This window comes from Micromonospora sp. H61, assembly GCF_018070325.1.
Taxonomy (GTDB): domain Bacteria; phylum Actinomycetota; class Actinomycetes; order Mycobacteriales; family Micromonosporaceae; genus Micromonospora; species Micromonospora salmantinae.
In genome coordinates, this window is record NZ_JAGPXY010000029.1 from 1 (window position 1) to 25,091 (window position 25,091).

The following is a 25,091-nucleotide window of genomic DNA, read 5'->3' on the forward strand; positions in this document are numbered from 1 at the left end:
GGGGGCAGCAGCGCTGAGGAGCCTTGGCCGGTACGGGTGGTCAGCCAGAAGGTGGGGGCCTGGATCGCCAAGCTGGGCTGGGTGTGGGTGGACGGGCAGGTGGCGCAGATCAGCCGCCGTCCGGGGGCCAGCACGGTCTTCCTCACCCTGCGTGACCCATCGGCCGACCTGAGCCTGACCGTCACCACCAACCGGGACGTCCTGGACTCCGGAGCGCCGGAGCTACGCGAGGGCGCGCGCGTGGTGCTGCACGCCAAGCCGGAGTTCTACGCCGCCCGGGGCACGCTGAGCCTGCGGGCCGACGAGATCCGTCAGGTGGGGCTCGGGGAGCTGCTGGCCCGACTGGAGAAGCTCAAGAAGCTGCTCGCCGCCGAAGGGCTCTTCGACCGCGCCCGCAAGCGTCGACTGCCGTTCCTGCCCGGCCGGATCGGGCTCATCACCGGTCGCGCGTCGGCGGCGGAGCGGGACGTGCTGACAAATGCTCGACGGCGCTGGCCGGCGGTGGAGTTCCGGACGATCAACGTGGCCGTGCAGGGCCCGTCCGCGGTGCCACAGATCGTCGACGCGCTCAAGGTGCTGGACGCCGACCCGAGCATCGACGTGATCATCATCGCGCGGGGCGGCGGCGGCATCGAGGACCTGCTGCCCTTCTCCGACGAGGCGCTGTGCCGCGCGGTGTTCGGCTGTCGTACGCCGGTGGTCAGCGCGATCGGCCACGAGACGGACGCGCCCCTGATCGACTACGTCGCCGACGTCCGTGCCTCCACCCCGACCGACGCGGCGAAGCGGGTCGTTCCCGACCTCACCGAGGAGGTACGCCTCATCGGTCAGGCCCGGCACCGCCTCGAACGGGCGGTACGCAACCTGGTCGACCGGGAGACGCACCGGCTCGACGGGCTGCGTTCACGGCCGGTGCTGGCCCGGCCCCAGGTGATGGTGGAGCATCGGGCGACCGAGCTGACCGCGTTGCGTCAGCGGGCCGGCCGCTGCCTGGAGCACCGGCTCGCGGCCGCCGAGGATGACCTGCGGCACACCCTCGCGCGGCTGCGCGCGCTCTCCCCCGCCGCCACCCTCGACCGGGGGTACGCGATAGTGCAGCGCGCGGACGGCCACGTGGTCCGCGCGGCGGCGGAGGTCGGCAAGGGCGACCCGCTGCGGGTACGACTGGCCGACGGCGAGCTGGCCGCCACCGTCGATGGCTGAGTGGCGACGCGGCGGGGTGGGGAGTGGTGTGCTGAGATGAACGCGATGACTGACGACACGAAGGCCGGGCCGGACGAGCGGCTCAGTTACGAGCAGGCCCGCGCCGAGCTGGCCTCGGTGGTGGAGCGACTGGAAGCCGGCGGCACGTCCCTGGAGGAGTCGCTGGCGCTCTGGGAGCGCGGCGAGGCGCTGGCGGTGATCTGTCAACGCTGGCTGGACGGTGCGCGGGCGCGGATCGACGCCGCCCGGCAGGAGCCCGCTTCCTGACCGACCGCCGGTGGGGCGGCCGGAGCCGCCCCACCTCGGCACGTCAGTTGAACAGGCTGTACAGCTCGGCCGGCGCCTCGACGACCTGATCCGCCGGCGGCTTCTGCGCGGCCGTGGCGGCTCCGTAGTCGGAGTAGGTCATCTTGATCTCCTGGGCGGCGGTCTGCCCGGCGGCCGGCAACTGGAGCACGAGCTCGCTGAGCCGGCCCTGCGGGTCCACCTTCGCGGTGAACGGGACGGTCTTCGCCTGGGTGCCCAGCGCGGCGATCGTGGCGGCGTTCAACGAGCCCGCCTCGGCGGCCTTCGTGACGTCGATGCTGCCGGCGTACGCGCCGGTGCCGGTGCTGCGGACCTCGGTGATGCCCTGGGTGAGCACCGCGCTACCGGCCGGGTCGACCTTCTCGAAGTCGAAGCCGAGGTTGCGGTTGCCCTTGATCCGGTTCTGGTCCAGGTGCTGGTACTTGCCGAGGTTGAGCTGCTTGATGGCGGGCAGGCTGTCGGCGGTGGGGCCGGTCAGCTCCAGCTTGACCCAGCTGTCCGGCTTGAAGTGGACCACGTCGAGCTTCATCGCCAGGTCGGACGAGGGGCCACCGATCGCGATCTTCATCGCCGCGCTCTGGCTGGGCTGGTGCACCAGCCCCTCCGCCGTCGAGCCGGCGCCGGCCAGGGTGAACCGGAAGTTCCCGTTGCTGATCTCCTTGGTGGAGTCGAGCAGGGCCTGCTTGGCGTCACCCGCCACCGGGGCGCCGGACGCGCTCGCCGTGCCGGACGCGCTCACCGTCGGGGACGGCGTCGATCCGGCGGTGCCGGTTCCGCTGGCGCAGGCGGCCAGTGCGGGCGTGATCAGAGCGGCGGCTACCAGGCCGGCGCCGAGTCGTCGAACAGTCATACGTGTCTCCCAAGGGGGTCACCCGACGACCTGGACGGCGCCGGAAACCGGGCGACGCAGCAGCACCGTCGGCTGCGTCGCGCGACCCGGGCCGAGCAGCGCGCCCGGGTCACCCCCTCCTTGTTCCCTGTCGACGGGTCGGACAATCACCCTTCGGGCCTGTTGCCCAGATTCGGCGCCAGTGGGCCACCCCACCGGGTCCGGTCAGCGCAGTGAGCCGGCCAGTTCGCGGAGTTCGTTGTCCCGGGCGTCGCCGACGACGATCACCGTGCGGGTCGGCTCCAGCAGGACCAGCGCCTGCTGGTTCCCCCGGGCCGTGTAGAGCTGCCAGGAGCGCCCGGCCAGCTCGGTGGGGCCCTGCGGCTGACCCTGACTGGTCAGCTCGGCCGGGAGCAGACGGTCCGCCGGGACGCTGCTCTGCAGCAGTTGGACGCCCCGCCCCTCCGGCGTGAGGTAGCCGAGTCGCAGGTTCGCACCGCCCTCGACGGTCTGGTAGCGGGCGCTGACCGTCTTCCAGTCGGCGCCGAGCCCCTGCGGCTGACTCACCGGAAAGACGTTCGCCGAACGTGCCTGCTCGATGGCGGGCGCCGGATCGACCGTGGTGGCCTGGTCGCCGCCGAGGAATCCCCGGTAGAACGCCAGCAGCAGCGCGATCGGGACGAGCAGCACCAGCAGCGAGATCGCCATGTCCTTCGGCGACCGCTCGGACTTGCCGGACACCGCCGGCGGCGGTGGGGTCGGGTCGGTCGCGGCGGGCTCACCGCCACGGCCGGCGGGGACGTCGGCCGGCGGCTGGCCGTCGGGCGGCGTGCGGTCGGCGGGTACGCGGTCGGCTGGCTGTGCGGGTTCCACCCCGTTATCTTCGCAGCCGCCCGACCGGCGGTATCCGGGCCATCACCGCCCCGCGCCGACGCCCGGTCGGCCATCGTGTGAGGATCAGCGACAAAGCCGGCAGTGAGGGCCACCCCGCCGCCGGTCGTCCCCGCACCGTCGCGAGGAGGAGTAGCCGTCATGACGAACACCAGGACGCGGATCCCACAGGATCTCGACCGAAACCTTGCCCTCGACCTGGTCCGGGTCACCGAGGCCGCGGCGATGGCCGCCGGCCGGTGGGTCGGTCGGGGCGACAAGGAGGGCGGCGACGGGGCCGCTGTCGACGCGATGCGCAAGCTGATCAACTCGATCCAGATGCGCGGTGTGGTGGTGATCGGCGAGGGCGAGAAGGACAACGCCCCGATGCTCTTCAACGGCGAGCACGTCGGCGACGGCACCGGCCCGGAGGTGGACGTCGCCGTCGACCCGGTGGACGGCACCACCCTGATGAGCAAGGGCATGCCGAACGCGGTGGCGGTGCTCGCCGTCTCCGAGCGCGGTGCGATGTTCGACCCGAGCGCCGTGTTCTACATGGAGAAGCTCGCCGTCGGGCCGGCGTACGCCGACGTGATCGACATCAACGCCGGTGTGGCGGAGAACCTGCGCCGGATCGCCAAGGTCAAGGGCACCGACGTCTCCGAGGTGACCGTCTGCGTGCTCGACCGGAGCCGTCACGACGACCTGGTCGCGCAGATCCGCCGAACCGGGGCGGGGATCCGGTTCATCTCCGACGGCGACATCGCGGGCTCCATCGCGGCGGCCCGGGGCGAGTCGGACGTCGACGTCCTGATGGGCATCGGCGGCACCCCGGAGGGCATCATCTCCGCGTGCGCGCTGAAGTGCATGGGTGGTGCGATGCAGGCCAAGCTGTGGCCGCGCGACGAGCAGGAGCGGGAGAAGGCGATCGCCGCCGGGCACGACCTGGACCGGGTGCTGGGCACCGACGATCTGGTCACCGGCGACAACTGCTTCTTCGTGGCGACGGGGGTCACCTCGGGCGACCTGCTGCGCGGGGTGCGTTACCGGGCCGGCGGCGCGTACACCCAGTCGATCGTCATGCGCTCGAAGAGCGGCACCATCCGGGTGATCGACTCGTACCACCGGCTGGAGAAGCTGGCGCTCTACTCCGCTGTCGACTTCGACGGTCGTCCGCTGGCCGAGCAGGAGTGACAGCCGCCGACACGGCGACCCCGCAGACCCTGTCGGCCGCCCGCCGGATAACCGGCGTCGCGCTGGCGTCGGCCTCCGGGGTCGCGGTGGCGGTGCAGTCGCGCATCAACGGCGAGCTGGGGGTACGCCTCGACGACGGTTTCGCCGCCGCTGTCGTCTCGTTCGGCACCGGCCTGCTGTTGCTGCTGGTGCTGGTGCCCGCCACCCCCGGTGGTCGGCGAGGGCTGGCCGCGACGCGGCGGGCCCTGCGGACCGGCACGCTGCGGCCGTGGCAGTGCCTCGGCGGGATGTGCGGAGCCTTCCTGGTGGCCACCCAGGGCCTCACCATCGGCACGTTGGGCGTGGCGGTCTTCACCGTGGCGGTGGTCGCCGGCCAGACCGGCAGCAGCCTCGCCGTGGACCGGGCCGGGATCGGGCCGACCGGCCGGCAGCCGATCACCCGGCAGCGGCTGGCCGGCGCGGTGCTCACAGTGCTCGCGGTCGGCCTGGCGGTCGGCGACCGTCTTGGCGAACCGGGCGCGCTGGCGCTGGCCCTGCTACCGCTGCTCGCCGGGGTGGGTATCGCCTGGCAGCAGGCCGTCAACGGCCGGGTCCGAGCGGCGGCCGACAGTGCGTTGACCGCCACGCTTGTCAACTTCTCCGTCGGCACTGTCACCCTGCTCGTCACGTTCGCGATCGACATCGCCGTACGCGGCTGGCCCGGCGGCCACCTGCCGACCGAGCCGTGGCTCTACCTGGGCGGTCCGATCGGCATCGTGTTCATCGCGATCGCCGCCGCGATCGTCCGCTTCACCGGTGTGCTGCTGCTCGGCCTGGCCACCATCGCCGGGCAGATCGTGGGCGCCGTCCTGCTGGACCTGATCCTCCCCACAGCGGCCTCGCATCCGGGTGTGAACACTCTGCTCGGGGCGGCGCTGACCATGGTGGCGGTGCTGATCGCCGCGCTGGCGCCACCCGCGCGCCGACGTGAGTCCCGAGTGTGACGGCAGAGATCCGACCTCGTCAGTGACCGTCGCTCCGCCATCGACGACGAATGTCAACCGGCGTCGGAGGAGTGCCCGGGGAAGAGGTGTGCGCTCGGGTCGATGGCCACTGCCGCGTTGTTGACCGCCGTCGCCGCCTCACCGAAGCCGGTGGCGATCAGCCGGACCTTGCCCGGGTACTCGGTGATGTCACCCGCCGCGAAGACCCGGGGCAGGTTGGTGGCCATCGCGCTGTCGACCAGGATGTGCCGGCGGTCCAGCCGTAGCCCCCACTCGGCGAGCGGGCCCAGGTCGGCGGTGAAGCCGAGGGCGGCCACCACGGTGTGCACCGGCAGCGTCTCGGTCGCGCCGCCGCGCACCGTCACCTCGGCACCGGTCACCGCGCCGTCCCCGAGCAGCCTGGTGACCTCGGCGTTGACCACCACCCGCACCGGCAGGGACAGCACCCGGGCGACCGTCGACGCGTGGGCCCGGAACTTCTCCCGGCGGTGCACCAGAGTCACCGACCGGGCCAGCGGTTGCAGCGCCAGCGCCCAGTCGAACGCGGAGTCGCCGCCACCGACGATCAGCACGTCCCGATCGGTCAGCTCGGTCGGCTCGGTCACGAAGTAGACGATCCCCGAGCCGGGGGCGCCGTCGGCGCACGGCAACGGCCGAGGGCTGAAGCTGCCGAGCCCGCCGGTGACCACTATCGCGCCGCACGCGAGCTGCTCGCCACCGGCCAGGCCGAGCACCGGGCGGCCGTCGGCGTAGGCGAGCTTCTCCGCCCGGGTGCCGAGCAGGTACTCCGGACCGAACGGTGCCGCCTGGGCCACCAGGTTGGCCACCAGGTCGCGGCCCTTGACCGCGGGAAAGCCGGCGACGTCGAGGATCAGCTTCTCCGGGTACATGGCGGTGATCTGACCGCCCGGCTCGGGCAACGCGTCGATCACCGCCACCGACAGCCCTCGGAACCCGGCGTAGTACGCGGCGAAGAGGCCGGCCGGACCGGCCCCGATCACGGCGACATCAACCTCGCGCATGGCGTACCGTCGCTTTCCGCTCACGGATCAACGCGTGCTGATCTCGACCGTAAGCGGGCGGCGACGGCCGGGCAAGCACGTCCCAGAGGCCGCGCCGGAGAATCGCCTCAGGGCAGGCTGAGCGTGGAGCCCGAGTAGTCCGGGCCGCCCACGGCGGGTCGTCGGCGGCGGAACAGGATCGCCGCCACCACCCCGCCGAGCAGGCCGAACAGGTGCCCCTGCCAGGAGATCCGCTCGTCGGTGGGGAGGATGCCGACCAATTGCCAGCCGTAGAGCAGACCGACAAGGAGGAAGACCGCGAAGTTCCACCAGCTGCGCTCGACGATGCCCCGGGTGAGCAGGATGCCCAGGTAGCCGAAGATGACACCGCTGGCGCCGACCACCACCGAGTTGGGTGAGCCGGTGAACCACACGCCGAGCCCGCTGACCAGGATGATGACCAGGGTCGACCAGAGGAACCGGCGGGCGCCGGCGGCGAGGACGAAGGTGCCCAGCAGGATCAGCGGGATGCTGTTGCTGTAGAGGTGGTCGAAACCGTGGTGCAGGAACGGGGAGAAGAAGACCCCGTCCAGCCCGTCGATGCGCTGCGGGATGATGCCGGCGGTGGCGTCCAGGCCGAACGCGAGCCCCTGGTCGACGGCCTCGATGAGGAAGAGGAACGGGACCACCGCGCACATGGCGACGAACGCCCGGCCGAGCGCGGCGTAGAACGCCTCGGTGCCGAACTGATAGGGGTCGCCGCTTGACGGGTGCAGGGTCACTCCACAACTGCTATCAGCAAAAGCGGCCGACCGCCACTCACGTCCCGTCCGGAGTACGCGCGAAGGCGGGGCGGTGGAGAGCCACCTGCCCCGCCTTCGACAGCCGTCAGTAGTGGTTGTTGTTCTGGAAGTAGGTCCAGGCACCGCAGGGCGTCTTGTACCTGCCCTTGATGTAGCCCAATCCCCACTTGATCTGCGTGGCGGGGTTGGTCCGCCAGTCGGACGCGACGGAGCCCATCTTGCTGCCCGGCAGAGACTGCGGGATGCCGTACGCACCGGACGAGGAGTTGTTGGCCTTGTGGTTCCAGCCGCTCTCCTTGGTCCAGAGCTTCTCCAGGCACGGGAACTCGGCGATGCCGAAGCCGGCGGCGATCATCAGCGCGCAGCCGGTCTTGCGGTTGCCGCTGTACTCCGCGCAGGACGCCGGGATGGGCCCGTCGTACGGCTTGGCTGGCGCGTTGGCGGCCGCGCGTTCGCGTTTGCGGGACGCCGCGGCGGCCTCGGCCCGGCGGGCCCGCTCGGCGGCCTCCTTGGCGGCCTGCTTCGCCCGCAGCTTGGCCTGGTACTCGGCGGCCCGCTGCTTGGAGAACTGCACCTGGTGGGCGGCCTGCCGCTCGCGCTGGTACGCGAGGTCGGCCCGGTCGACCTCGAGACTGACCTGCTCGGTCAGACCCTGTTGCTGGGTTTCCCGGTCTTCGCCCAGGTAGAAGCCACCGGCAACGCCCACGGAGAGCAGCGCTACAGCAGCCGTACGGGCGCCCAACCGGCTCCACAGCCGACTCACGAAGTGGTCCCTTCGTCGGGAGCAAGGACGTGGCGCGGCGCAGACCACAGGTGGGCCGTCAGCCGTGCCACGAGCGCCCCGACCGGTTGCCGGCCGCGCCGACGCACCGACCTTCGCCGATGTCGTCCGTCTCGGGACGAACGATCGCCAACGATTCCGGTGGTGCGTGGACGCTCGTGGGACACGATTGCGCACAGTGAGGCTGATGGGAAACCAACCAGGCCGTTTGTGACCTGCGCCACACTAAAAATGCGGACAAAGGCCCACATAATACCCGTCAGATCGGGATGTCCTCCAGCAGGTCGGTGACCATCGCGGCGATCGGAGACCGCTCCGAACGGCTGAGGGTGACGTGCGCGAAGAGCGGATGACCCTTGAGCGCCTCGATGACAGCCGTCACCCCGTCGTGCCGGCCGACCCGCAGATTGTCGCGCTGGGCCACGTCGTGAGTGAGCACCACTCGGGAGCCCTGCCCGATCCGGGACAGCACTGTCAGCAGCACCCCGCGCTCCAGCGACTGGGCCTCGTCCACGATCACGTAGGCGTCGTGCAGGCTGCGTCCGCGGATGTGGGTCAGCGGCAGCACCTCCAGGATGCCCCGCGAGGTGACCTCCTCCAGCACGTTCTCGTGCACCACCGCGCCGAGCGTGTCGAAGACCGCCTGGGCCCACGGCGACATCTTCTCCGACTCCGAGCCCGGCAGGTAGCCCAACTCCTGGCCACCGACGGCGTACAGCGGGCGGAACACGATCACCTTCTTGTGGCGGCGGCGCTCCATCACCGCCTCCAGCCCGGCACAGAGCGCCAGCGCCGACTTGCCGGTGCCGGCCCGGCCACCCAGCGAGACGATCCCGATCGACTCGTCCAACAACAGGTCGAGGGCGATCCGCTGCTCGGCCGAGCGGCCGTGCAGCCCGAACGCCTCCCGGTCGCCCCGGACCAGACGCACCGACTTGTCCGGCAGCACCCGACCGAGCGCGGAACCACGCCCCGAGTGCAGCACCAGACCGGTGTGGCAGGGCAGCCCGGCCGCCTCGTCGAGGTCGAGCGTCTCGCCGGCGTACAGCTGGCCGATCTGCTCCTCGCTCAACTCCATCTCCGACATACCGGTCCAGGTCGGGTCGCTGGCCTGGCCGTGGCGGTACTCGTCGGCACGCAGACCCACCGAGGCCGCCTTGACCCGCAACGGCATGTCCTTGCTGACCAGGGTCACCTCCCGCCCCTCTGCGGCGAGGTTGAGCGCGACGGAGAGGATCCGGGCGTCATTGCTCTCGGTGCGGAAACCGGGCGGCAGGACCCCGTCGTCGGTGTGGTTGAGCTCCACCCGCAGGGTGCCGCCGACATCGTTGGCGGGCACCGGGCGGTCGAGTCGGCCGTGCCGAACCCGCAGGTCGTCGAGCATCCGCAGCGACTGCCGGGCGAACCAGCCCAGCTCCGGATGGTGCCGTTTGCCTTCCAACTCGGTGATGACCACCAGAGGTAGCACCACTTCGTGCTCCGCGAACCGGTGGAACGCCGCCGGATCGGAGAGCAGCACCGACGTGTCCAGGACAAATGCCTGGCCGGCTGGTCGTGGCTCCTTGGGGTCGGCCGGCGCGGCGGCCGCCGAACGGCGGCTCCTGGTGGCTCGGCGGGGCGTGGCAGTCGCGGCCGGGGTCTGGTCGGCACCGGCGGTGGTACGGCGAGTCGTCACAGGCCTGCTCCGACGGATGGGCACCCGCCACCCGTGTTCCGCCTCCTCCGGTGCCCGGGGACACGGGGTCGGATGCGGAACCCCATGCGCGAGGTCGCAGATCCGGGCGGACCGGCTGGCGCGGGAGAACCCCGTGCCATGCCTAGACGCTAGCCCCGCCGGACCCTCCCGGCTAGGGGCCGAACGTGGATCTCCCAGGCCGCGCTCATGAACAGGGCTCCGTCGACGCCCGCACCAGCCGAAAGGCATTGTCGCGAACGCGGCGGAACCGGCCGGGATGCATGCCCCCTGCGCGCATCCCGGCCGGGTGGGGCCACCGTCACCGGTCTGACGTGACCCCGACGGTGCGTGTCCGCCGCGGACGACGCACCGCGCTCGTGGCGCCGGTCGGCGGGGCAGCCCCGCCGACCGACCTCAACCGGTACGTCGGACGAGCGTGCCGGTCGGGTGCCGCCCGGTGATCGGGGCGGCCGGCGCGCTGAACGACGAGCCGGTGTACGTGGTGCCGGGGCGTTCGACAGCGCCGGCGGAGCGGGCCACGCCCGCGGGCGAGACCGACAGGGCCGAGGCGATCGCCGCCTGGGCGTCCCGCCGACGCCGGTTCCAGGCGCCCCGGTCACCGTCGAAGTAGCCCTGCCGGTAACCGAAGCGGTAGCCGATGCGGTAGCTGAGCTGCCCGTGCAGCCGGCCGGCCGCGTAACTGGTGGCACCGAGCACCAGGACGAGGAACACCGCGAGAAACGGGCTCATCGGGCAGCTCCGGCCCAGCCGGGACGCCAGGTCATCGCTCCTCCGGCTCGATCGTGGTGGGGTCGGCGACGAGCAGCCGGTCCAGGTCGTCGGTGCTGACCTCCTCGACCAGTTCGACGCTGATCCGGCAGCCGTCCAGCACGACTTCGGCCACCGAGGACCGGCGGATCTCGCCGCCGGCGTCGTAGACCCGGACGCTCAGCTCCGGGCAGCCGAGATGGGTACGCCAGGCGTTCCACTCGGCACGATCACCGACGCTCAGCGACAGGTAGCGGCAGCCTCGGGCCAGGTAGAGGCGCCAGGGGGCGGTCAGCCCTGCGGCGACCCCCTCGGCGATCAGCCCGAAGGCCTGGGCGCGGGTGGCGAGCTCGGTCACCACGACCCCCTGGCACCGGGGGCGTGACGCATGTGAGCACCAATCGTCTCATGCACGTGACACACCGTAGATTGTCCCATGGGCGTGACAGTATCAGCTTTTCGTACGCTTACGTTTGCCACTACGTTCATCTATTCTGCCCGCGTGACACCCCTCAACAGTGGCACTGACTCGTTTACCGGAAATCCGAACTCCTCGTCACGTCTGCGTGACAGTGGCGAGCCGGGGCGCGCACCCTCGGCCGGCTGGCCGTACCGTCACGGAGTGACCGAGACGGCCAATGCGCGGAAGATCGCCTTCGCCACCTTCGTCCGGCGGGCTCTGGACGAGGCACGGGCGACCCGAGCCTGGAGCGGCACCGAGGTGTCCCGGCGCACCGGCGTCTCCCGGCAGACCATCAACCGCTGGGTCCGGGGCGACTGGGCCAGCGACCCGGAGGCCGAGCGGGTGGTCGCCTTCTGCGAGGGCCTGGGGTTGAACCCGGCCGCCGCGTTCGCCGCACTCGGCTGGGACCGCGCTGCGGCCGGCCCTCGCACCGGCCAGGCCGCCCCTCCGATGGACCCCGACGTGGAGGCGCTGCTGCGCCGTCTGGTCGATCCGCAGGTGTCGGACGCGGAGAAGTTCCACATCCGGGAAACCATCAGATACCTCGCATACCGCCCAACGTTGCCGGTCGATGTCCGAAAAAGGGGCAATCAGGCAGGCTAGTTCCTCAGATAGCGAAAGAACGCCTGGTCAGGTTCATTCGTTTGCCTCCGGGGCTGGAACGGGCACGCTAGCGTCCCTATTCGTACTGCTTGGGCTCGTCATCGGCGGGGGGACGGGACAAGGCCGAACCCAGCCCTGCGGGACAGAAGGAGGGGTCTGTCCATGACCCTGAAGTGGTTGGCAGTCGTGGTCGCAACGGTGTCGGTGACACTGTGGGCGACCGGCAACACGGTGACCCTCGCGGTCGACGGCGGGCAGCTGCCGCTGCTCGTCAACCTCTTTGCGCTCATCACCGCCGGCACCGCGGTCGTCCTGGCCGTCGTCGCCGAGCTGCACGAGCGTCTGAACAACCGAATCAGCGCGCTCACCGAGTTCCTGGTGGCACGGCTCAACGAGATCGACAACCACACCGGCGATCGCAACACCGGGTTCGTGGAGGGCTACCTGTTGAGCCACGGCCAGGAGGCGGCGGTGGTGCCGTTCGGCCGGCGCGGACGAGGAGCCGCCGAACGCTGATCGCGTACCGCTCAATGGGTCCGCTCGGCCAGGAATGAGCCTGGATCGCCGGGGTACGCTGACGCGCGTGCCGCCGTTGAATCTGGGCAATCAGCAGCCGAGAACCCCGTTGAACGCCGACCAGGCCTGGCGGATAACCGCCAGCCGGGCGGCCGGGACCGTGCTCTTCTTCGACTTCGACGGCACGCTCGCGCCCGTCGACGACGATCCGACCGCGGTACGCCCGGCGCCCAAGGCGTTGGCAGCGATCGAGGCGCTCGCCCCGGTCGTGCAGCGGGTCGCGATCGTGTCCGCCCGACCCGTCGAGTTCCTTCGGGATCAGCTCGGCGGGCTCGTCGGTGTGGACCTCTACGGCCTCTACGGCCTGGAGCACAGCCACTCCGGCGGCGAGACGGTCACCGAACCTGCCGCGCTGCCCTGGGTGCCGACAATGGCGGAGCTGGCCGACCTGGCTCGGGCAGAACTGCCACCCGGCACGCTTGTCGAGTACAAGCGGCTCTCGGTCGCGCTGCACTGGCGTACCGCCCCGCGACTCGGCGCGACGGTGCAGCAGTGGGGGCAGGCGCAGGCCGACCGTCTGGGGTTGCGCTCGCAGGCCGGGCGGATGGTGCTGGAGCTCAAGCCACCTGTCGACCGGGACAAGGGCATGGTGATCGGCGAGGCGATCAAGGGTGCCACCGGCGCCTGGTACTTCGGCGACGACGTCTCCGACATCAAGGCCTTCGCCGCGCTGCGCGCTCGCGCCGCCGCCGACCCGGACTTCCTCGGTGTCTGCGTGGCGGTGGCCAACCCGGAGACCGGGCACGAGGTGGCCAACGCCGCCGACCTGACCATCGAGTCGCCGGCCGCCCTGGGCGACTTCCTCACCCGGGCGCTGACCCACCTGCCCTGAACTGACCTGACTCCGGCGGCGACCGACGGCGTCGCCGCCGGCTCAGGCGCCGTAGCGGCGTTGCCTGGTGGCGTACGAGCGCAGGGCCCGCAGAAAGTCGATGTGCCGGAAATCCGGCCAGTTGAGCTCGCAGAAGTAGAACTCCGAATGCGCGGACTGCCAGAGCATGAAACCGGACAGCCGCTGCTCGCCGCTGGTGCGGATGACCAGGTCCGGGTCGGGCTGGCCCCGGGTGTAGAGGTGCTCGGCGATGTGCTCGACGTCCAGCACCTCGGCCAACTCCTCGATCGTGCCTCCGGTGGCGGCATGCTCCAGCAGCAGCGAACGGACCGCGTCGGTGATCTCCCGGCGGCCGCCGTAGCCCACCGCGATGTTGACCTCCGCGCCGCCGGTGCGCTCGCGGGTGCGCTCCTCGGCGCCCTTGAGCGCCGCCGCCGTCTGCGCCGGCAGCAGGTCGAGCGCCCCGACGATGCGCAGTCGCCAGGGGTTGCCCTCCTCGGAGAGCTCCACCACCAGGTCCTCAATGATCTTGAGGAGCGGGTCCAGTTCGGCGGCCGGACGGCGCAGGTTGTCGGTGGCCAGCAGATAGAGGGTCACGTGCCCGACGCCGGCCTGGTCACACCAGCCGAGGACATGCTTGATCTTCGCCGCGCCGACCCGGTGCCCGTCGTTCGGGTCGACGAAGCCCATCTCCCTCGCCCATCGGCGGTTGCCGTCGCACATCACCCCGACGTGCCGGGGCACCGGCTTACCCGCGAGCTTCGCCGTGAGCCGGCGCTCGTACACGGAGTAGATAAGGTTCCGCAGCGTCATCACCTAGCAGCGTAGCGACCCTTCAGCCAGTTCACTGCCTCGGAGCCCCATCCCCGCCGCCCAGACCGGCGCCGATCAGCGCGAGCGTACGAGCGGTGAGGCGTCCGTCACCCAGTCCCAACTCGACCACGTCGTAGAACACCCGGTCGTCCCGACGGGCGGCCCGGACCGCCGCGTCCACCACCCGGCGTCGCCGGGCCAACCAGGCCGCTACCGAACTGTGCCGCAGGTGGGTGCCGAGGCGGCGACGCAACCCGTCGGCGTAGCGGCCAGCCGCGCCCTCGGGCGACCTGGCCGCCGCCGACCCGGCGAGCGCGCCGGAGAGCAACGCGTAGAAGATCCCCTCCCCGGTGAACGGATTGATCAGTGACAGGGCGTCCCCGGCCAACAGCGTGCGCCCTCGCCCCGGCGACGGCCGGTGGGTGGAGAGCGGCAGGTGATGCGCGCGCAACGCGGTGACGGTCGCCAGATCGGTGCCGGGCAGCAGCGCGGCCAGCCGGTCCAGCAGGTACGCGCGGCTCAGCGGCTCGCCGCGCAGGACCTCCCCGTACCCGACGTTCGCCCGTCCGTCACCGATCGGAAACGACCAGGCGTACGCCGGCCAACGCGCCTTCGAGGTGACGATGAGCTGCTCGGACGGGCCAGGCAGAGCCGGGGCGTACCCCCGGATGGCCAGCGCGAGGTGCCGGTCGGGGTTCTGCGGATGGCCCAGCGCCCGACGTACCACCGAGCCGGCGCCGTCCGCGCCGATCACCACCCGGCCGGACACCTGCCCGTCGAGCACCACCCGGTCCGCGCGCGGCTCGACCTGGCGCACCGTGTGCCGGCGCAGTTGCGCGCCGGCGGCCACCGCGGCCGCCACCAGCCGCGCGTCGAAGACCTCCCGGGGCACCGTGTACGCGGGTCGGGGCAGCGCCCGAGCCACCGCACCGCCGCCCGGCGAGATCATGCGCAGCGCCGGCAGGGGCGCGTAACCCGCCACCGCCTCGGTCACCCCCAGCTCGGCGAGCACGTCCACCGAGTGCGCGGCGATCCCGTCACCACACGCCTTGTCCCGGGGAAAATCGGCCCGGTCCAGCAGCAGCACGCTGGCACCGGCCCGGCGCGCCGTCAGCGCGGCTGCCGCCCCGGCCGGCCCCGCCCCCACCACCACCACGTCGAACTCGTCGTCCACCGCGCGCCTCCCTCCAGTCCGACGCGGCGCGGCCGCTCCCGCCGGGCGACCCGGTCGGCCTTGCGGCCGGCCGCCCGACGATCTCCGCAGCCGCGCCGACCATCTCCGCAGCCGCCCCGACGCCGGCCGCTGTGACCGACGCCACCCGCCATCCTGCCCCCTGCCCGCCCTCGAAGACCGCTCCCGCACCGGGCCAGCCGGTCCCACCCACCCTCCTTTGCTCTGCACCCGCGGACGCGACGGTTACCGTCCGCGACTGTCGCCTATCGGGGTGCAGAGCAAAGGGGGGATGGGCGTGGACTGGGTCGTGGTCGGCCGCCGGGTCGGCACCCAGCGGCGTCGGCGCGGGGCCCACCCCGGTCAGGGTTGGGGTTCAGGCTGGGCCGCGTCGGGGGTGCGGGCGGCGCGGCGCAGGCCGTAGAGCGCCAGCCCGGCGGCGGCGAGCAGAGGGGCGCCGTCGCGGATCAGGCCGTCCACGCCCAACAGCCACCAGCACAGCGGCAGATCCACGGCGAGTACGGCAACCGTGACGACGACCAGCAGGCCACGCGCCCAGTCCTTGCCCCGCATCAGGAACGCGGTGCAGAACAGCACCGCGTAGCTGGCCGTGATGCCCGCACCGAACCAGAACAGCACGGCGGGCACCGCCGTCAGTCGACCATCCAGGATGGAACCCCCGGCCACCAGGGCCGGCACCAACATCAGCGGGCTGTAGGTGAAGGCCGCCACCCGGCTGGTCAACAACCAGGCACTGGACTGTGGTCGGCGTGGAGGGGTCTCCCGCCAGGAGATGCCGTCCCGGTCGATGACGAGGCGTGGACGGTGCCGGACCAGGTGCCCGGCCAACGCCGACGAGCGGTAGAGCAACCAGACCACCGCGACACAGAGCGCCGTGAGAATGGCGAAGCCGAGCAGGCCGGGCACCGGCGGCACCCCCTGCCGGGGCACGATGAGCCGGCCGACCGCGAAGATCGTGGTGACCGCGAGGATCAGCCCGAACGGGCGGGCCACCGTACGACCCCGTCGCACGTGCCCGATCAGCAGCAGGAAGCCGAACGAGCGCAGCATGGCCCAGCCGGTCCGTACGGCCAGCCCGAATCCCTGCTCCGGGGCGTACCACCAGTTGAGCAGCTCGACCACGACGGTGGCCGCCGCCGTCGTCGCCAGCAGGGTGGTGAGTACCCGGACGGCGGACGGCCGCCGGACCTGGGTCTCGGCGGCCGTCCTCATGAAATCCGATGTTGCCCGCGAAGGGCCTCGTTCACACCTACCGCTGCGGCTGCGCGGCGTCCAGGCGGGCGCGCAGCGCGTCCAACTCGGCCCAGAGCACGCCGGGTAGCTTGTCACCGAACTTCTCGAACCACTCGGTGATCATCGGCAGCTCGTTACGCCACTCGTCCGGGTCGACCTTCAGCGCGATCCGAACATCCTCCGGGGTCATGTCCAGGCCCTCGACGTCCAGGGCGTCCGGCGCGGGGACCATGCCGACCGGCGTCTCGACCGCGTCGGCGGTGCCCTCGATCCGCTCGACGACCCACTTGAGCACCCGGGAGTTCTCCCCGAAGCCCGGCCAGAGGAACGAGCCGTCCGGGTCCTTGCGGAACCAGTTGACGTAGTAGATCTTCGGCAGCTTCGCCTCGTCGCCGTCGGCGCCCTTGCCCATCTCGATCCAGTGCCGGAAGTAGTCCCCGGCGTGGTAGCCGATGAACGGCAGCATCGCCATCGGGTCCCGCCGGACCACGCCGACGGCGCCGGACGCGGCGGCGGTGGTCTCCGAGGAGAGCGTGGCACCCATGTAGACGCCGTGCACCCAGTCGCGGGCCTCGGTCACCAGCGGGACGGTGTCCTTGCGGCGTCCGCCGAAGAGGATCGCGTCGATCGGCACGCCGTTCGGGTCGAAGTACTCGTCGGCGAGGATCGGGCACTGGGTGATCGGGGTGCAGAACCGGCTGTTCGCGTGGGAGGACAGGCTGTCGCTCTCCGGCGTCCAGTCGTTGCCCTTCCAGTCGATCAGGTGTGCCGGCGGCTCGCCCATGCCTTCCCACCAGACGTCGCCGTCATCGGTGAGGCCGACGTTGGTGAAGACGGAGTTGCCCCGGTCCAGCGTGCGCATCGCGTTGGCGTTGGTCTTCCAGTCGGTGCCGGGCGCGACGCCGAACAGGCCGTACTCGGGGTTGACGGCGTAGAGGCGACCGTCCGGGCCGAAGCGCATCCAGGCGATGTCGTCGCCGATGGTCTCGACCTTCCAGCCGGGAATCGTCGGCTCCACCATGGCGAGGTTGGTCTTGCCGCAGGCAGACGGGAACGCGCCGGCGATGTGGTAGGTCTTGCCCTCCGGCGAGGTGATCTTGAGGATCAGCATGTGCTCGGCGAGCCAGCCCTCGTCCCGGCCCATCACGCTGGCGATCCGCAGCGAGTAGCACTTCTTGCCCAGCAGCGAGTTGCCGCCGTAACCCGAGCCGTACGACCAGATCTCCCGGCTCTCCGGGAAGTGCGAGATGTACTTGGTCTCGTTGCACGGCCAGGCGACATCCTGCTGGCCGGGGGCGAGCGGGGCGCCGATCGAGTGCAGCGCGTGCACGAAATCCGCGTCGTCGCCCATTGCCTCGAGGACCCGGGCGCCCATCCGCGTCATGATGCGCATCGAGGCGACCACGTACGGGCTGTCGGTGATCTCGACACCGAACATCGGGGACTCGGCCTCGACCGGCCCCATGACGAACGGGATGACGTACATGGTGCGACCGCGCATGGAGCCCCGGTACAAGTCCGTCATCGTCCGCTTCATCTCGGCCGGCGCCATCCAGTTGTTGGTGGGGCCGGCGTCCGCCTCGTCGACGGAACAGATGTAGGTGCGCTCCTCGACCCGGGCGACGTCCGTCGGGTCGGTGCGCGCGTAGAACGAGTTGGGCTTCTTCTCCGGGTTGAGCCGGATCAGGGTGCCGGCCTCGACCAGCTCATCGGTGAGGCGGCGCCACTCCTCGTCGGACCCGTCCACCCAGACGACACGGTCGGGGGTGGTCAGTTCCGCGACCTCACGGACCCAGGCGAGCAGTTTCGGATGGGACGTCGGGGCCTGATCGATACCCCGCACAACAGCCGGAGCAACCATGACACATCTCCTTGTGGTCGACGCTGACCGATCTATGGGATGCACGAGACTCAGCGGCGCGATGCGTCGCCTTCGTGGAAACCTGGGATTGGCCTCAGCGTAAACCGGGCAGCCTTCCGAGTCAGTGGGACAGGTTGTGAAGAACTGCACAAGCTACGGCATCGCTGCGGCATCACGAGCTGATACCCGCTTTCCCGCGCAGTTTCACGCAAATCTTGTTGTGCACCCCGGCGGACGCTTGTTGCGGTCGGGCCGTGGACCTGCCCCCGCCGACCGGTGCGGTGATTCCCGTTCCGCGGCGGCTCAGTCCTCCCAATTGGCTACGCTCTGTGCGGTGGTCACGTACGCGGCGCTGGGCCCCTCCGGGAGACCACGCCCGCTTGCCGTTGCTACCCCTCTGACTGGACGGCAGCCGGTAGGCTCCCTCCGTGGCCGCCACGATGACCGGGGAACAACCGGGTCCCCGGCAGACCCGACGGGGTCTCGTCGGCTTACTCCTCGACCGCTTCGGTCACCTCATCCACGAGATGGGCAAGTTCGCCACAGTGGGTGGTTTCGCCTTCCTCGTCGACTTCGCGCTCTTCAACTACCTGACGAGCAAGTACGGCGTCGAAGAGCTGACGGCGAAGACGATCTCCACGGTGATCGCGGCGTCCGTCGCCTTCGTGGGCAACCGGTTCTGGACGTGGCGGCACCGACAGCGCAACAACGCGGCCCGCGAGTACGCGCTCTTCTTCTTCTTCAACGCTGTCGGTCTCGGCATCACTGTGGCCTGCCTCGCGCTCAGCCGCTACGGGCTCGGAGCCATCTGGCCGGCCGTGTTCCAGACGCGCCTGGCGGACAATCTCGCCAGCTACATCGTCGGCACGGGGTTCGCCACGCTGTTTCGATTCTGGTCGTACCGGCGGTTCGTCTTCGTCGAAGCGGGAACCCCGACCCTTCCGCAGGTGAATCCCGACCGAGACCACGGGGCGTGACCTGCCGCCCACCTCGTTCGGCCGGTGATCGCCGGCCGCACCGACTGCCCTAAGGTGTTTCGCATGCGTCTTGTCCGCCTGCTGCCTGAGCGCTGGCAGAAGTTCATCCACGAGGCGCTCAAGTTCGGCATCGTCGGCGGCATCAACACCGTCATCAATTACGCGGTGTTCAATGCCCTTGCACTGACCGTTTTCGTCAATGGTCAGTTGAAGGCGACAGTGATCGCGACGATCGTCGCCACCATCACGTCGTACCTCATGAATCGGCACTGGACGTACAGCGATCGCCCGAAATCGGCGCTTCGCAGGGAATATCTCCTTTTCTTCCTTTTCAACGGCGCTGGCCTGCTCATTGAGCTGGGGGCCGTGGCGGCGGCCAAGTACGGTCTCGGCGTAAACGGGCTGCTGGCGCTGAATCTGGCCAAGACCGTCGGCGTCATGCTGGCCACGCTGTTCCGGTTCTGGTCGTACCGCACCTTCGTCTTCCAACCCGTCGCACCGGCCGAGGACGAGGCCACGAAGCCCGACTCCACCTGGCACGGCATTCCGCGCGACGAGTGGGACACCATGGCGGAGATGGACCCGGTCGCCGAGTTGGCGGAATCGGTGTCCGAACTGGAGGAGGCGGAGTCCGCGCACCGCCTCGACTCCCCGGCCGGCGCACCGACTCAGGGCCGGCTCCCGCGGTTGAGCGTCAGCCCCGCCGTCGACCTGGACGCGGAACTCGCCGCGGAGCTGCACGTCAGCACCCGTCGCGCGCCCCGCCGGTGACGACACCCGACGCCCGCTCCGGCACGGGGCGCCCGGCCGAGCTGTTCTTCGAGGATCTCGTCCCGGGGCTTACCGTCGACCTCGGCGTGGTCACCGTGGACGCCGACGAGATGGTCGCCTTCGCCCGACGCTTCGACCCGCAGTGGTACCACGTCGACCCCGACCTGGCCGCCGCGAGCCGGCACGGTGGTCTGATCGCCAGCGGCTTCTACACGGTCAGCCTGTTCATGCGCGCGTACGTCGACCACCTGCTGTCCCGGGCCGCGGCTGACGCCTCCCCCGGCCTGGAGGAGCTGCGCTGGCTCGCCCCGGTGCGGGCCGGCGACCGGCTCGCCGTCCGGGTCGACGTGATGGGCGCCCGGCCGTCGACCGCCCGCCCCGGGCTCGGCACCGTCAGCCTCACCGGCACCATGCTGCGCCTCGGCCCGGACGACCGGCCCGAGCAGGAGGTGCTGCGGACCCGCTTCCGTGGCTGGTTCGCCGTGCGACCGGTCGAGGCCGACCCCGCCGAGGTCGAGGCCGAGGCCACCGAAGCCGCCCCGACCGACGCTGACCAGCCCGACGCTGACCGGCGCGGGGTTGACCAGCCCGACGGCGGCCCGACCGCAGCGGACCCGTCCACCGTCGGGCCGTCCGACGGCGACCCGACGCAGAGCAGCGGCTCACCCGAGGCCCGACGACCCGACTGACCCGCCCCCGACAGTGCGGCAGGGGCGGGTCCCAACCGGCCGGTTCAGGTGGTGGTGTCGCGCAACGGCTTGCCGTCCTGCATGTCGGCGAGCATGTCGCGCATCTCGCCATCGCCCAGCGAGTGCTTGTCGTGCTGTGCCTCGACCAGCTCGTACAGGGTGGTCTGCACCTTCCCGACGTCCGGCACGTCGGCGAGCACCGACTGGCCGCGCTCACCGGCCGACTCGATGGTGAGCGTCCCGCAGCCGAGCAGACGCTCGACGAAACGCTGGTTCATCGAGTGGTCGTTGACCCGGGCGAGCGGAAGGTCCCGCCGGTCCCGGGAGAACACACCCTGCTGAAGCAGGACTCGCTCGTTCGTGAACAGGTAGTGGGTGGTGCGCCAGACCAGGAACGGCCACAGGCCGAGCCAGAGCACCGCGACCAGGGCGATCGCCCCGATCACGGCCAGCGCGATCGAACCGCCACCACTCTCGGGCAACAGGAGCACGCCGACCACCACCGCGGCGATGGCCAGCACCAGCACCGCGATCGGCCGGATCAACGCCTTCCAGTGCGGATGCAGGTGCAGCACGACGTGCTCGTCCTCGGTGAGCACGTCTTCAGGAAACGCCACGGGAACCTCCAACGCGATTTTCTAGACGCGCAGACGGTAAACCCCCCAAGCCCCACCACAACATCCGCCGCGCGGGCCCACTCGGCTCTTCGTGATCTTGCCGGTCCTCAGCGGAGGTGCAGGACGTCGCCGGCGGCCAGGGTTCGGGTGCCGGCTGACGTGGTGACCATCAGTTGGCCGTCCGGGTCCACTCCGGTGGCGGTGCCGGTCAGGGATTCACCGTTGGGGAGCAGGACGCGTACCTCGCGGCCGATCGTCGCGCAGGCCGCCAGGTAGGCGTCGCGCAGGCCGCTGGCCACCGCGTCGCCGCCCGCCGACCGCCAACGGTCGTACCAGTCGGCGACCGCCCGCAGCAGCGCCCGCAGCAGCGGATCCCGATCGGTGGCCACAGCGCCGGCCAACTGGAGCGAGGTGGCCGGCAGCCCGGTCGGATTCACCGGCAGCTCGTCGGCGCGCAACGTCACGTTGAGCCCGATGCCCAGCACGATCGCCGGCGGTTGGTCCGGCGCCCGTCCGGGCACCGCCTCGGCCAGCACGCCCGCGCACTTCGCGTCGTCGATCAGCAGGTCGTTCGGCCACTTGAGGGTGGCTTCCAGCTCGGCCAGCCGGGCCACCGCCTCGACCAGCGCCACGCCGGCCAGCAACGGCAGCCACCCGTACCCAGTGGGTGTCGCCGGCAGCCAGCCGCGGTCCGGTACGGCCTCGCCCGGCCGCAGCAGGACGCTCGTCGCGATGCCGGCCCGCGCCGGCGACTGCCAGACCCGACCGCGCCGACCACGCCCTTCGGTCTGCCGCTCGGCGACCACGACCAGGCCCTCAGGCTCGTCGGCCCGGGCGGCCTCGGCCACGTCGGCGTTGGTGGAGCCCGTCTCGGCACGCAGCTCCAGCCGGGCCCACGGCCCGTTCGGCGCTGTCAACGCGCGGCGCAGCCGGGCCGCCGACAGCGGCGGCCGGTCCAGATCGGTGTACGGGGAGCCCGACATTCCGCCAGCCTACGGCGGTGCTCCGGTCGACACTGAGGCGTACTGCACAGCGGCACCCACCTGAACCATCGTTATATTCCCTGGGTGACTACCGAGACCGGGACCAACATGCACAGCACCGCGGGCAAGCTGGCGGACCTGGAGCGCCGGGTCGACGAGGCGGTGCACGCCGGGTCGGCCCGCGCCGTGGAGAAGCAGCACGCGCGCGGCAAGAAGACCGCCCGCGAGCGGATCGAGATGCTGCTCGACGAGGGCTCCTTCGTCGAACTCGACGAGCTGGCCCGGCACCGGTCCACGGCCTTCGGGCTGGAGCGGAACCGCCCGTACGGCGACGGTGTGGTCACCGGCTACGGCACGGTGGACGGCCGGCAGGTGTGCGTCTTCGCGCAGGACTTCACTGTCTTCGGTGGCTCGCTCGGCGAGGTCTTCGGCGAGAAGATCGTCAAGGTGATGGACCTGGCCATGAAGATCGGCTGCCCGGTGGTCGGCATCAACGACTCCGGCGGCGCGCGCATCCAGGAGGGCGTCGTCTCGCTCGGCCTCTACGGCGAGATCTTCTTCCGCAACGTGCGGGCCTCCGGCGTCATCCCGCAGATCTCACTGGTGATGGGCCCGTGCGCCGGCGGCGCGGTCTACTCCCCGGCGGTCACCGACTTCACAGTGATGGTCGACCAGACCTCGCACATGTTCATCACCGGCCCCGACGTGATCAAGACGGTGACGGGCGAGGACGTCGGCATGGAGGAGCTGGGCGGCGCGCGTACGCACAACTCCCGCAGCGGCAACGCGCACTACCTCGCCAGTGACGAGGAGGACGCTGTCGACTACGTCAAGGCGCTGCTGTCGTACCTGCCGTCGAACAACCTCGACGAGCCGGTCGTCGTCGACGCCCCCGCCGAGCTGGCGATCAGCGACGAGGACCGGGAGTTGGACACCCTGATCCCGGACTCGGCGAACCAGCCGTACGACATGCACACAGTCCTCGAGCACGTCCTCGACGACGGGGAGTTCCTGGAGGTCCAGCCGCTCTACGCGCAGAACATCGTGGTCGGCTACGGCCGGGTCGAGGGGCGACCGGTCGGTGTGGTGGCCAACCAGCCGATGCACTTCGCCGGCACCCTGGACATCGCCGCCTCGGAGAAGGCCGCCCGCTTCGTTCGCACCTGCGACGCGTTCAACATCCCGGTGCTGACCTTCGTGGACGTGCCCGGCTTCCTGCCCGGCACCGGTCAGGAGTGGGACGGCATCATCCGCCGGGGCGCGAAGCTCATCTACGCGTACGCCGAGGCGACCGTCCCCAAGGTCACCGTGATCACCCGCAAGGCGTACGGCGGGGCGTACGACGTGATGGGCTCCAAGCACCTCGGCGCGGACCTGAACTTCGCCTGGCCGACCGCGCAGATCGCGGTGATGGGTGCGCAGGGCGCTGTGAACATCCTCTACCGCTCCGAGCTGGCCGGCGCCGAGGACCCCGCGGCGGTCCGGGCCGAGAAGATCGCCGAGTACGAGGACACCCTGGCCAACCCGTACGTGGCCGCCGAGCGCGGGTACATCGACTCGGTGATCGCTCCGCACGAGACGCGCACCCAGATCGTCCGGGCGCTGCGCGTCCTGCGGACCAAGCGGGAGACCCTGCCGCCCAAGAAGCACGGCAACATCCCGCTCTGATCTCGCCGCCGCCTGCTGACCCCGAGCCGGGGGTCAGCAGGCTGGGTTGGCGGCAGCGCACATCCGGGCTGCCGCCGCCACGGCGAGCTGGCGGAGTTTCGCCTCGGTGCCGTCATCTGCGATGCGGAGCAACGAGACAGCGTCGCCGACCCGGACGACGGCCAGGAAGGTCGGCGGCGGTGCATTGCCGAACGTCTGCCCGGTCTGCACGTCCCGAGGGGCCGTGAGCGTGTCCCGCAGGATGGCGGCGTCGTCCCCCGCGAAGCCCCGCTGCACCACCGCCCACCGGTGGATCACCTCCATGGTATGGGTGCCGTCCACCGTCTGCCACTGCTCGACGCTTCGCCACTCGGCGCACGGCGCGACCAGGTCGTCCAGACTGGTGAAGAGCTGTCGAGCCGTCTCGGGCACCAACCTGAAGAGATCCTGCATGACCAGTGCGTCGCCCGGCACGAGGACGCCTTGAGTGGGCTTCCGCATGAGGGTCTGTGAACGGGACAGGATGGACATTTGCCAGCCGTCCGGCAGTCCCTGGCTGGTCCGGCAGTGGCCGAGCGTGTCCTCCAGCCGCACCGGCTCGCCCAGCCCTGCCTGGCTGAGCTGCACATAAACCGGCTGCGGCAGGTCGGCCGGCTGCAACAGGGCGTCGGTGGTGATCTCGTGCCGGGTCGGCGAGGGGGACGGCGCGGCGGCCGGCTGAACCAATGGCGGGGACGTCCTCGGCGCGGCGACCGCCACGGCGGAGACCCCGGCGAAGGCCAGCACGACGGTCGCCACCACGATCTTGCGCTGGCTGCGGCGACGGCCCCGGGAGCGGATCTCCTCCGGGGCGAGCCAGCGCACGTCCCGCAGGTCCCGCTGGATCTGTTCGACGAATGTCGGGTCGTCACGCATCGGTGGCCTCCTCCAGATCAGAGACGGCGAGCAGACCGGCGAGCGCGGCACGCCCCCGGGAGAGTCGAGCCTTGACCGTGCCCACCGGGGCTGCCGTCTCCCGCGCCACGTCGGCGACCGGCATCCCCATCAGGTAGTACAGGGCGATCGCGACACGTTGCTCCTCGGGCAGGAGACGCAACGCGGCGACCACCTCGACGGTGTCGGTGCCCGGCCCGGGAACCGTCTCGGTCACACCGTGCCGCAGGTACGCGCGGGCCCGGCTCCGCAGGCTGCGCCACCGGCTGACCGCGATCCGGCTGGCCACCACCCGCAGCCACGCCTCCGGGTCGTCGTACCCGCTGACCGTCGACCAGCGCTGCCACGCCCGGATGTACGCCTCCTGCACGGCGTCCTGCGCCTCGCCCCGATCGCCGGTGAGGGCGTAGACGAACCCGAGGAGTCGTTGCCGACTCCCCCGGTAGAACTCGTCGAACCCGTCGACGTCCGGCACCCGCTACCTCCCC

Annotated in this window: 27 protein-coding genes; 11 read left to right on the plus strand and 16 right to left on the minus strand. The window is 71.0% G+C overall.

What is annotated here, in order from left to right; genetic code table 11:
* Both xseA and KBX08_RS16655 read left to right on the plus strand, forming a co-directional pair.
* On the plus strand, positions 1-1,203 hold a 1,203-nt coding region (gene xseA / locus KBX08_RS16650; RefSeq protein ID WP_210784407.1), incomplete at its 5' end, for an exodeoxyribonuclease VII large subunit.
* 45 nt (positions 1,204-1,248) lie between these two features.
* Positions 1,249-1,470, plus strand: a complete 222-nt coding sequence (locus tag KBX08_RS16655) for an exodeoxyribonuclease VII small subunit (protein WP_030328827.1) — start codon at positions 1,249-1,251, stop codon at positions 1,468-1,470.
* A gap of 43 nt (positions 1,471-1,513) precedes the next feature.
* Here KBX08_RS16655 and KBX08_RS16660 read toward each other — a convergent pair whose 3' ends face one another.
* The gene (locus tag KBX08_RS16660) at positions 1,514-2,359 is read right to left on the minus strand and encodes a hypothetical protein (protein ID WP_210784408.1); all 846 of its coding nucleotides are present in this window, start codon (positions 2,357-2,359) and stop codon (positions 1,514-1,516) included.
* Positions 2,360-2,563: 204 nt separating this feature from the next.
* Positions 2,564-3,211 carry a DUF4245 domain-containing protein gene (locus tag KBX08_RS16665; protein WP_210784409.1) on the minus strand — a complete coding sequence of 216 codons (648 nt, stop codon included), beginning with the start codon at positions 3,209-3,211 and terminating at the stop codon, positions 2,564-2,566.
* Positions 3,212-3,370: 159 nt separating this feature from the next.
* Between KBX08_RS16665 and glpX the strand changes: the two genes are divergently transcribed.
* Together glpX and KBX08_RS16675 are read left to right on the plus strand one after the other, a co-directional pair.
* A complete protein-coding gene (gene glpX, locus KBX08_RS16670; RefSeq protein WP_091394313.1) occupies positions 3,371-4,402 on the plus strand; it encodes a class II fructose-bisphosphatase in 1,032 nt (343 codons plus the stop codon).
* The gene (locus tag KBX08_RS16675) at positions 4,399-5,385 is read left to right on the plus strand and encodes a DMT family transporter (RefSeq protein WP_307850567.1); all 987 of its coding nucleotides are present in this window, start codon (positions 4,399-4,401) and stop codon (positions 5,383-5,385) included. Before glpX ends, KBX08_RS16675 begins: the two co-directional genes overlap by 4 nt.
* A 53-nt stretch (positions 5,386-5,438) precedes the next feature.
* Here the strand turns inward: KBX08_RS16675 and KBX08_RS16680 are convergent, their stop codons facing one another.
* From KBX08_RS16680 to KBX08_RS16705, 6 genes are all read right to left on the minus strand, one after another.
* Entirely contained in the window at positions 5,439-6,407 is a 969-nt protein-coding gene (locus KBX08_RS16680; RefSeq protein ID WP_210784469.1) for an NAD(P)/FAD-dependent oxidoreductase, read from the minus strand.
* Positions 6,408-6,514: 107 nt separating this feature from the next.
* Positions 6,515-7,168 (minus strand): rhomboid family intramembrane serine protease, encoded by a 654-nt coding sequence (locus KBX08_RS16685; RefSeq protein ID WP_210784410.1) that lies wholly within the window; start codon positions 7,166-7,168, stop codon positions 6,515-6,517.
* Between the two features lie 106 nt (positions 7,169-7,274).
* Positions 7,275-7,952 carry a lytic transglycosylase domain-containing protein gene (locus tag KBX08_RS16690; protein ID WP_210784411.1) on the minus strand — a complete coding sequence of 226 codons (678 nt, stop codon included), beginning with the start codon at positions 7,950-7,952 and terminating at the stop codon, positions 7,275-7,277.
* Positions 7,953-8,229: 277 nt separating this feature from the next.
* Positions 8,230-9,645 (minus strand): PhoH family protein, encoded by a 1,416-nt coding sequence (locus KBX08_RS16695; RefSeq protein ID WP_210784412.1) that lies wholly within the window; start codon positions 9,643-9,645, stop codon positions 8,230-8,232.
* A 414-nt stretch (positions 9,646-10,059) separates the two neighbouring features.
* Positions 10,060-10,395, minus strand: coding sequence for a hypothetical protein (locus KBX08_RS16700; protein ID WP_210784413.1), 336 nt, complete (start codon positions 10,393-10,395; stop codon positions 10,060-10,062).
* Between the two features lie 31 nt (positions 10,396-10,426).
* Positions 10,427-10,771 carry a hypothetical protein gene (locus tag KBX08_RS16705; RefSeq protein ID WP_030328857.1) on the minus strand — a complete coding sequence of 115 codons (345 nt, stop codon included), beginning with the start codon at positions 10,769-10,771 and terminating at the stop codon, positions 10,427-10,429.
* Positions 10,772-11,035: 264 nt separating this feature from the next.
* On the opposite strand from KBX08_RS16705, the gene KBX08_RS16710 reads away from it, so the two are divergent.
* The 3 genes from KBX08_RS16710 to otsB all read left to right on the plus strand — a co-directional run bounded on the left by KBX08_RS16710 (position 11,036) and on the right by otsB (position 12,887).
* The gene (locus KBX08_RS16710; protein WP_091394342.1) at positions 11,036-11,479 is read left to right on the plus strand and encodes an XRE family transcriptional regulator; all 444 of its coding nucleotides are present in this window, start codon (positions 11,036-11,038) and stop codon (positions 11,477-11,479) included.
* 162 nt (positions 11,480-11,641) lie between these two features.
* Positions 11,642-11,995 (plus strand): hypothetical protein, encoded by a 354-nt coding sequence (locus KBX08_RS16715; protein ID WP_210784414.1) that lies wholly within the window; start codon positions 11,642-11,644, stop codon positions 11,993-11,995.
* 67 nt (positions 11,996-12,062) lie between these two features.
* A complete protein-coding gene (gene otsB / locus KBX08_RS16720) occupies positions 12,063-12,887 on the plus strand; it encodes a trehalose-phosphatase (RefSeq protein ID WP_210784415.1) in 825 nt (274 codons plus the stop codon).
* 42 nt (positions 12,888-12,929) lie between these two features.
* On the opposite strand, the gene KBX08_RS16725 is transcribed toward otsB, so the two are convergent.
* The 4 genes from KBX08_RS16725 to KBX08_RS16740 all read right to left on the minus strand — a co-directional run bounded on the left by KBX08_RS16725 (position 12,930) and on the right by KBX08_RS16740 (position 17,986).
* Positions 12,930-13,700 carry an isoprenyl transferase gene (locus tag KBX08_RS16725; protein WP_091394347.1) on the minus strand — a complete coding sequence of 257 codons (771 nt, stop codon included), beginning with the start codon at positions 13,698-13,700 and terminating at the stop codon, positions 12,930-12,932.
* Positions 13,701-13,731: 31 nt separating this feature from the next.
* A complete protein-coding gene (locus KBX08_RS16730) occupies positions 13,732-14,874 on the minus strand; it encodes a geranylgeranyl reductase family protein (RefSeq protein WP_210784416.1) in 1,143 nt (380 codons plus the stop codon).
* A 360-nt stretch (positions 14,875-15,234) separates the two neighbouring features.
* Entirely contained in the window at positions 15,235-16,104 is an 870-nt protein-coding gene (locus KBX08_RS16735) for a hypothetical protein (RefSeq protein ID WP_210784417.1), read from the minus strand.
* A gap of 37 nt (positions 16,105-16,141) precedes the next feature.
* Positions 16,142-17,986 (minus strand): phosphoenolpyruvate carboxykinase (GTP), encoded by a 1,845-nt coding sequence (locus KBX08_RS16740; protein WP_210784418.1) that lies wholly within the window; start codon positions 17,984-17,986, stop codon positions 16,142-16,144.
* A gap of 440 nt (positions 17,987-18,426) precedes the next feature.
* On the opposite strand from KBX08_RS16740, the gene KBX08_RS34900 reads away from it, so the two are divergent.
* The 3 genes from KBX08_RS34900 to KBX08_RS16755 all read left to right on the plus strand — a co-directional run bounded on the left by KBX08_RS34900 (position 18,427) and on the right by KBX08_RS16755 (position 20,423).
* Positions 18,427-18,963 (plus strand): GtrA family protein, encoded by a 537-nt coding sequence (locus KBX08_RS34900; protein WP_210784470.1) that lies wholly within the window; start codon positions 18,427-18,429, stop codon positions 18,961-18,963.
* A gap of 63 nt (positions 18,964-19,026) precedes the next feature.
* Positions 19,027-19,734 carry a GtrA family protein gene (locus KBX08_RS16750; RefSeq protein ID WP_210784471.1) on the plus strand — a complete coding sequence of 236 codons (708 nt, stop codon included), beginning with the start codon at positions 19,027-19,029 and terminating at the stop codon, positions 19,732-19,734.
* On the plus strand, positions 19,731-20,423 hold the full coding sequence (locus KBX08_RS16755; protein WP_210784419.1) for a MaoC/PaaZ C-terminal domain-containing protein: 693 nt from the start codon (positions 19,731-19,733) through the stop codon (positions 20,421-20,423). Before KBX08_RS16750 ends, KBX08_RS16755 begins: the two co-directional genes overlap by 4 nt.
* A gap of 44 nt (positions 20,424-20,467) precedes the next feature.
* On the opposite strand, the gene KBX08_RS16760 is transcribed toward KBX08_RS16755, so the two are convergent.
* Together KBX08_RS16760 and KBX08_RS16765 are read right to left on the minus strand one after the other, a co-directional pair.
* On the minus strand, positions 20,468-21,040 hold the full coding sequence (locus KBX08_RS16760; RefSeq protein WP_210784420.1) for a PH domain-containing protein: 573 nt from the start codon (positions 21,038-21,040) through the stop codon (positions 20,468-20,470).
* A 107-nt stretch (positions 21,041-21,147) separates the two neighbouring features.
* A complete protein-coding gene (locus KBX08_RS16765) occupies positions 21,148-22,023 on the minus strand; it encodes a biotin--[acetyl-CoA-carboxylase] ligase (protein ID WP_210784421.1) in 876 nt (291 codons plus the stop codon).
* A gap of 84 nt (positions 22,024-22,107) precedes the next feature.
* Between KBX08_RS16765 and KBX08_RS16770 the strand changes: the two genes are divergently transcribed.
* The gene (locus KBX08_RS16770; protein ID WP_210784422.1) at positions 22,108-23,691 is read left to right on the plus strand and encodes an acyl-CoA carboxylase subunit beta; all 1,584 of its coding nucleotides are present in this window, start codon (positions 22,108-22,110) and stop codon (positions 23,689-23,691) included.
* 33 nt (positions 23,692-23,724) lie between these two features.
* Here KBX08_RS16770 and KBX08_RS16775 read toward each other — a convergent pair whose 3' ends face one another.
* Both KBX08_RS16775 and KBX08_RS16780 read right to left on the minus strand, forming a co-directional pair.
* Positions 23,725-24,585 (minus strand): hypothetical protein, encoded by an 861-nt coding sequence (locus KBX08_RS16775; protein WP_210784423.1) that lies wholly within the window; start codon positions 24,583-24,585, stop codon positions 23,725-23,727.
* Positions 24,578-25,078 carry a SigE family RNA polymerase sigma factor gene (locus KBX08_RS16780; protein ID WP_210784424.1) on the minus strand — a complete coding sequence of 167 codons (501 nt, stop codon included), beginning with the start codon at positions 25,076-25,078 and terminating at the stop codon, positions 24,578-24,580. The genes KBX08_RS16775 and KBX08_RS16780 overlap by 8 nt, the downstream gene beginning before the upstream one ends.
* Between the last annotated feature and the right edge of the window lie 13 nt (positions 25,079-25,091).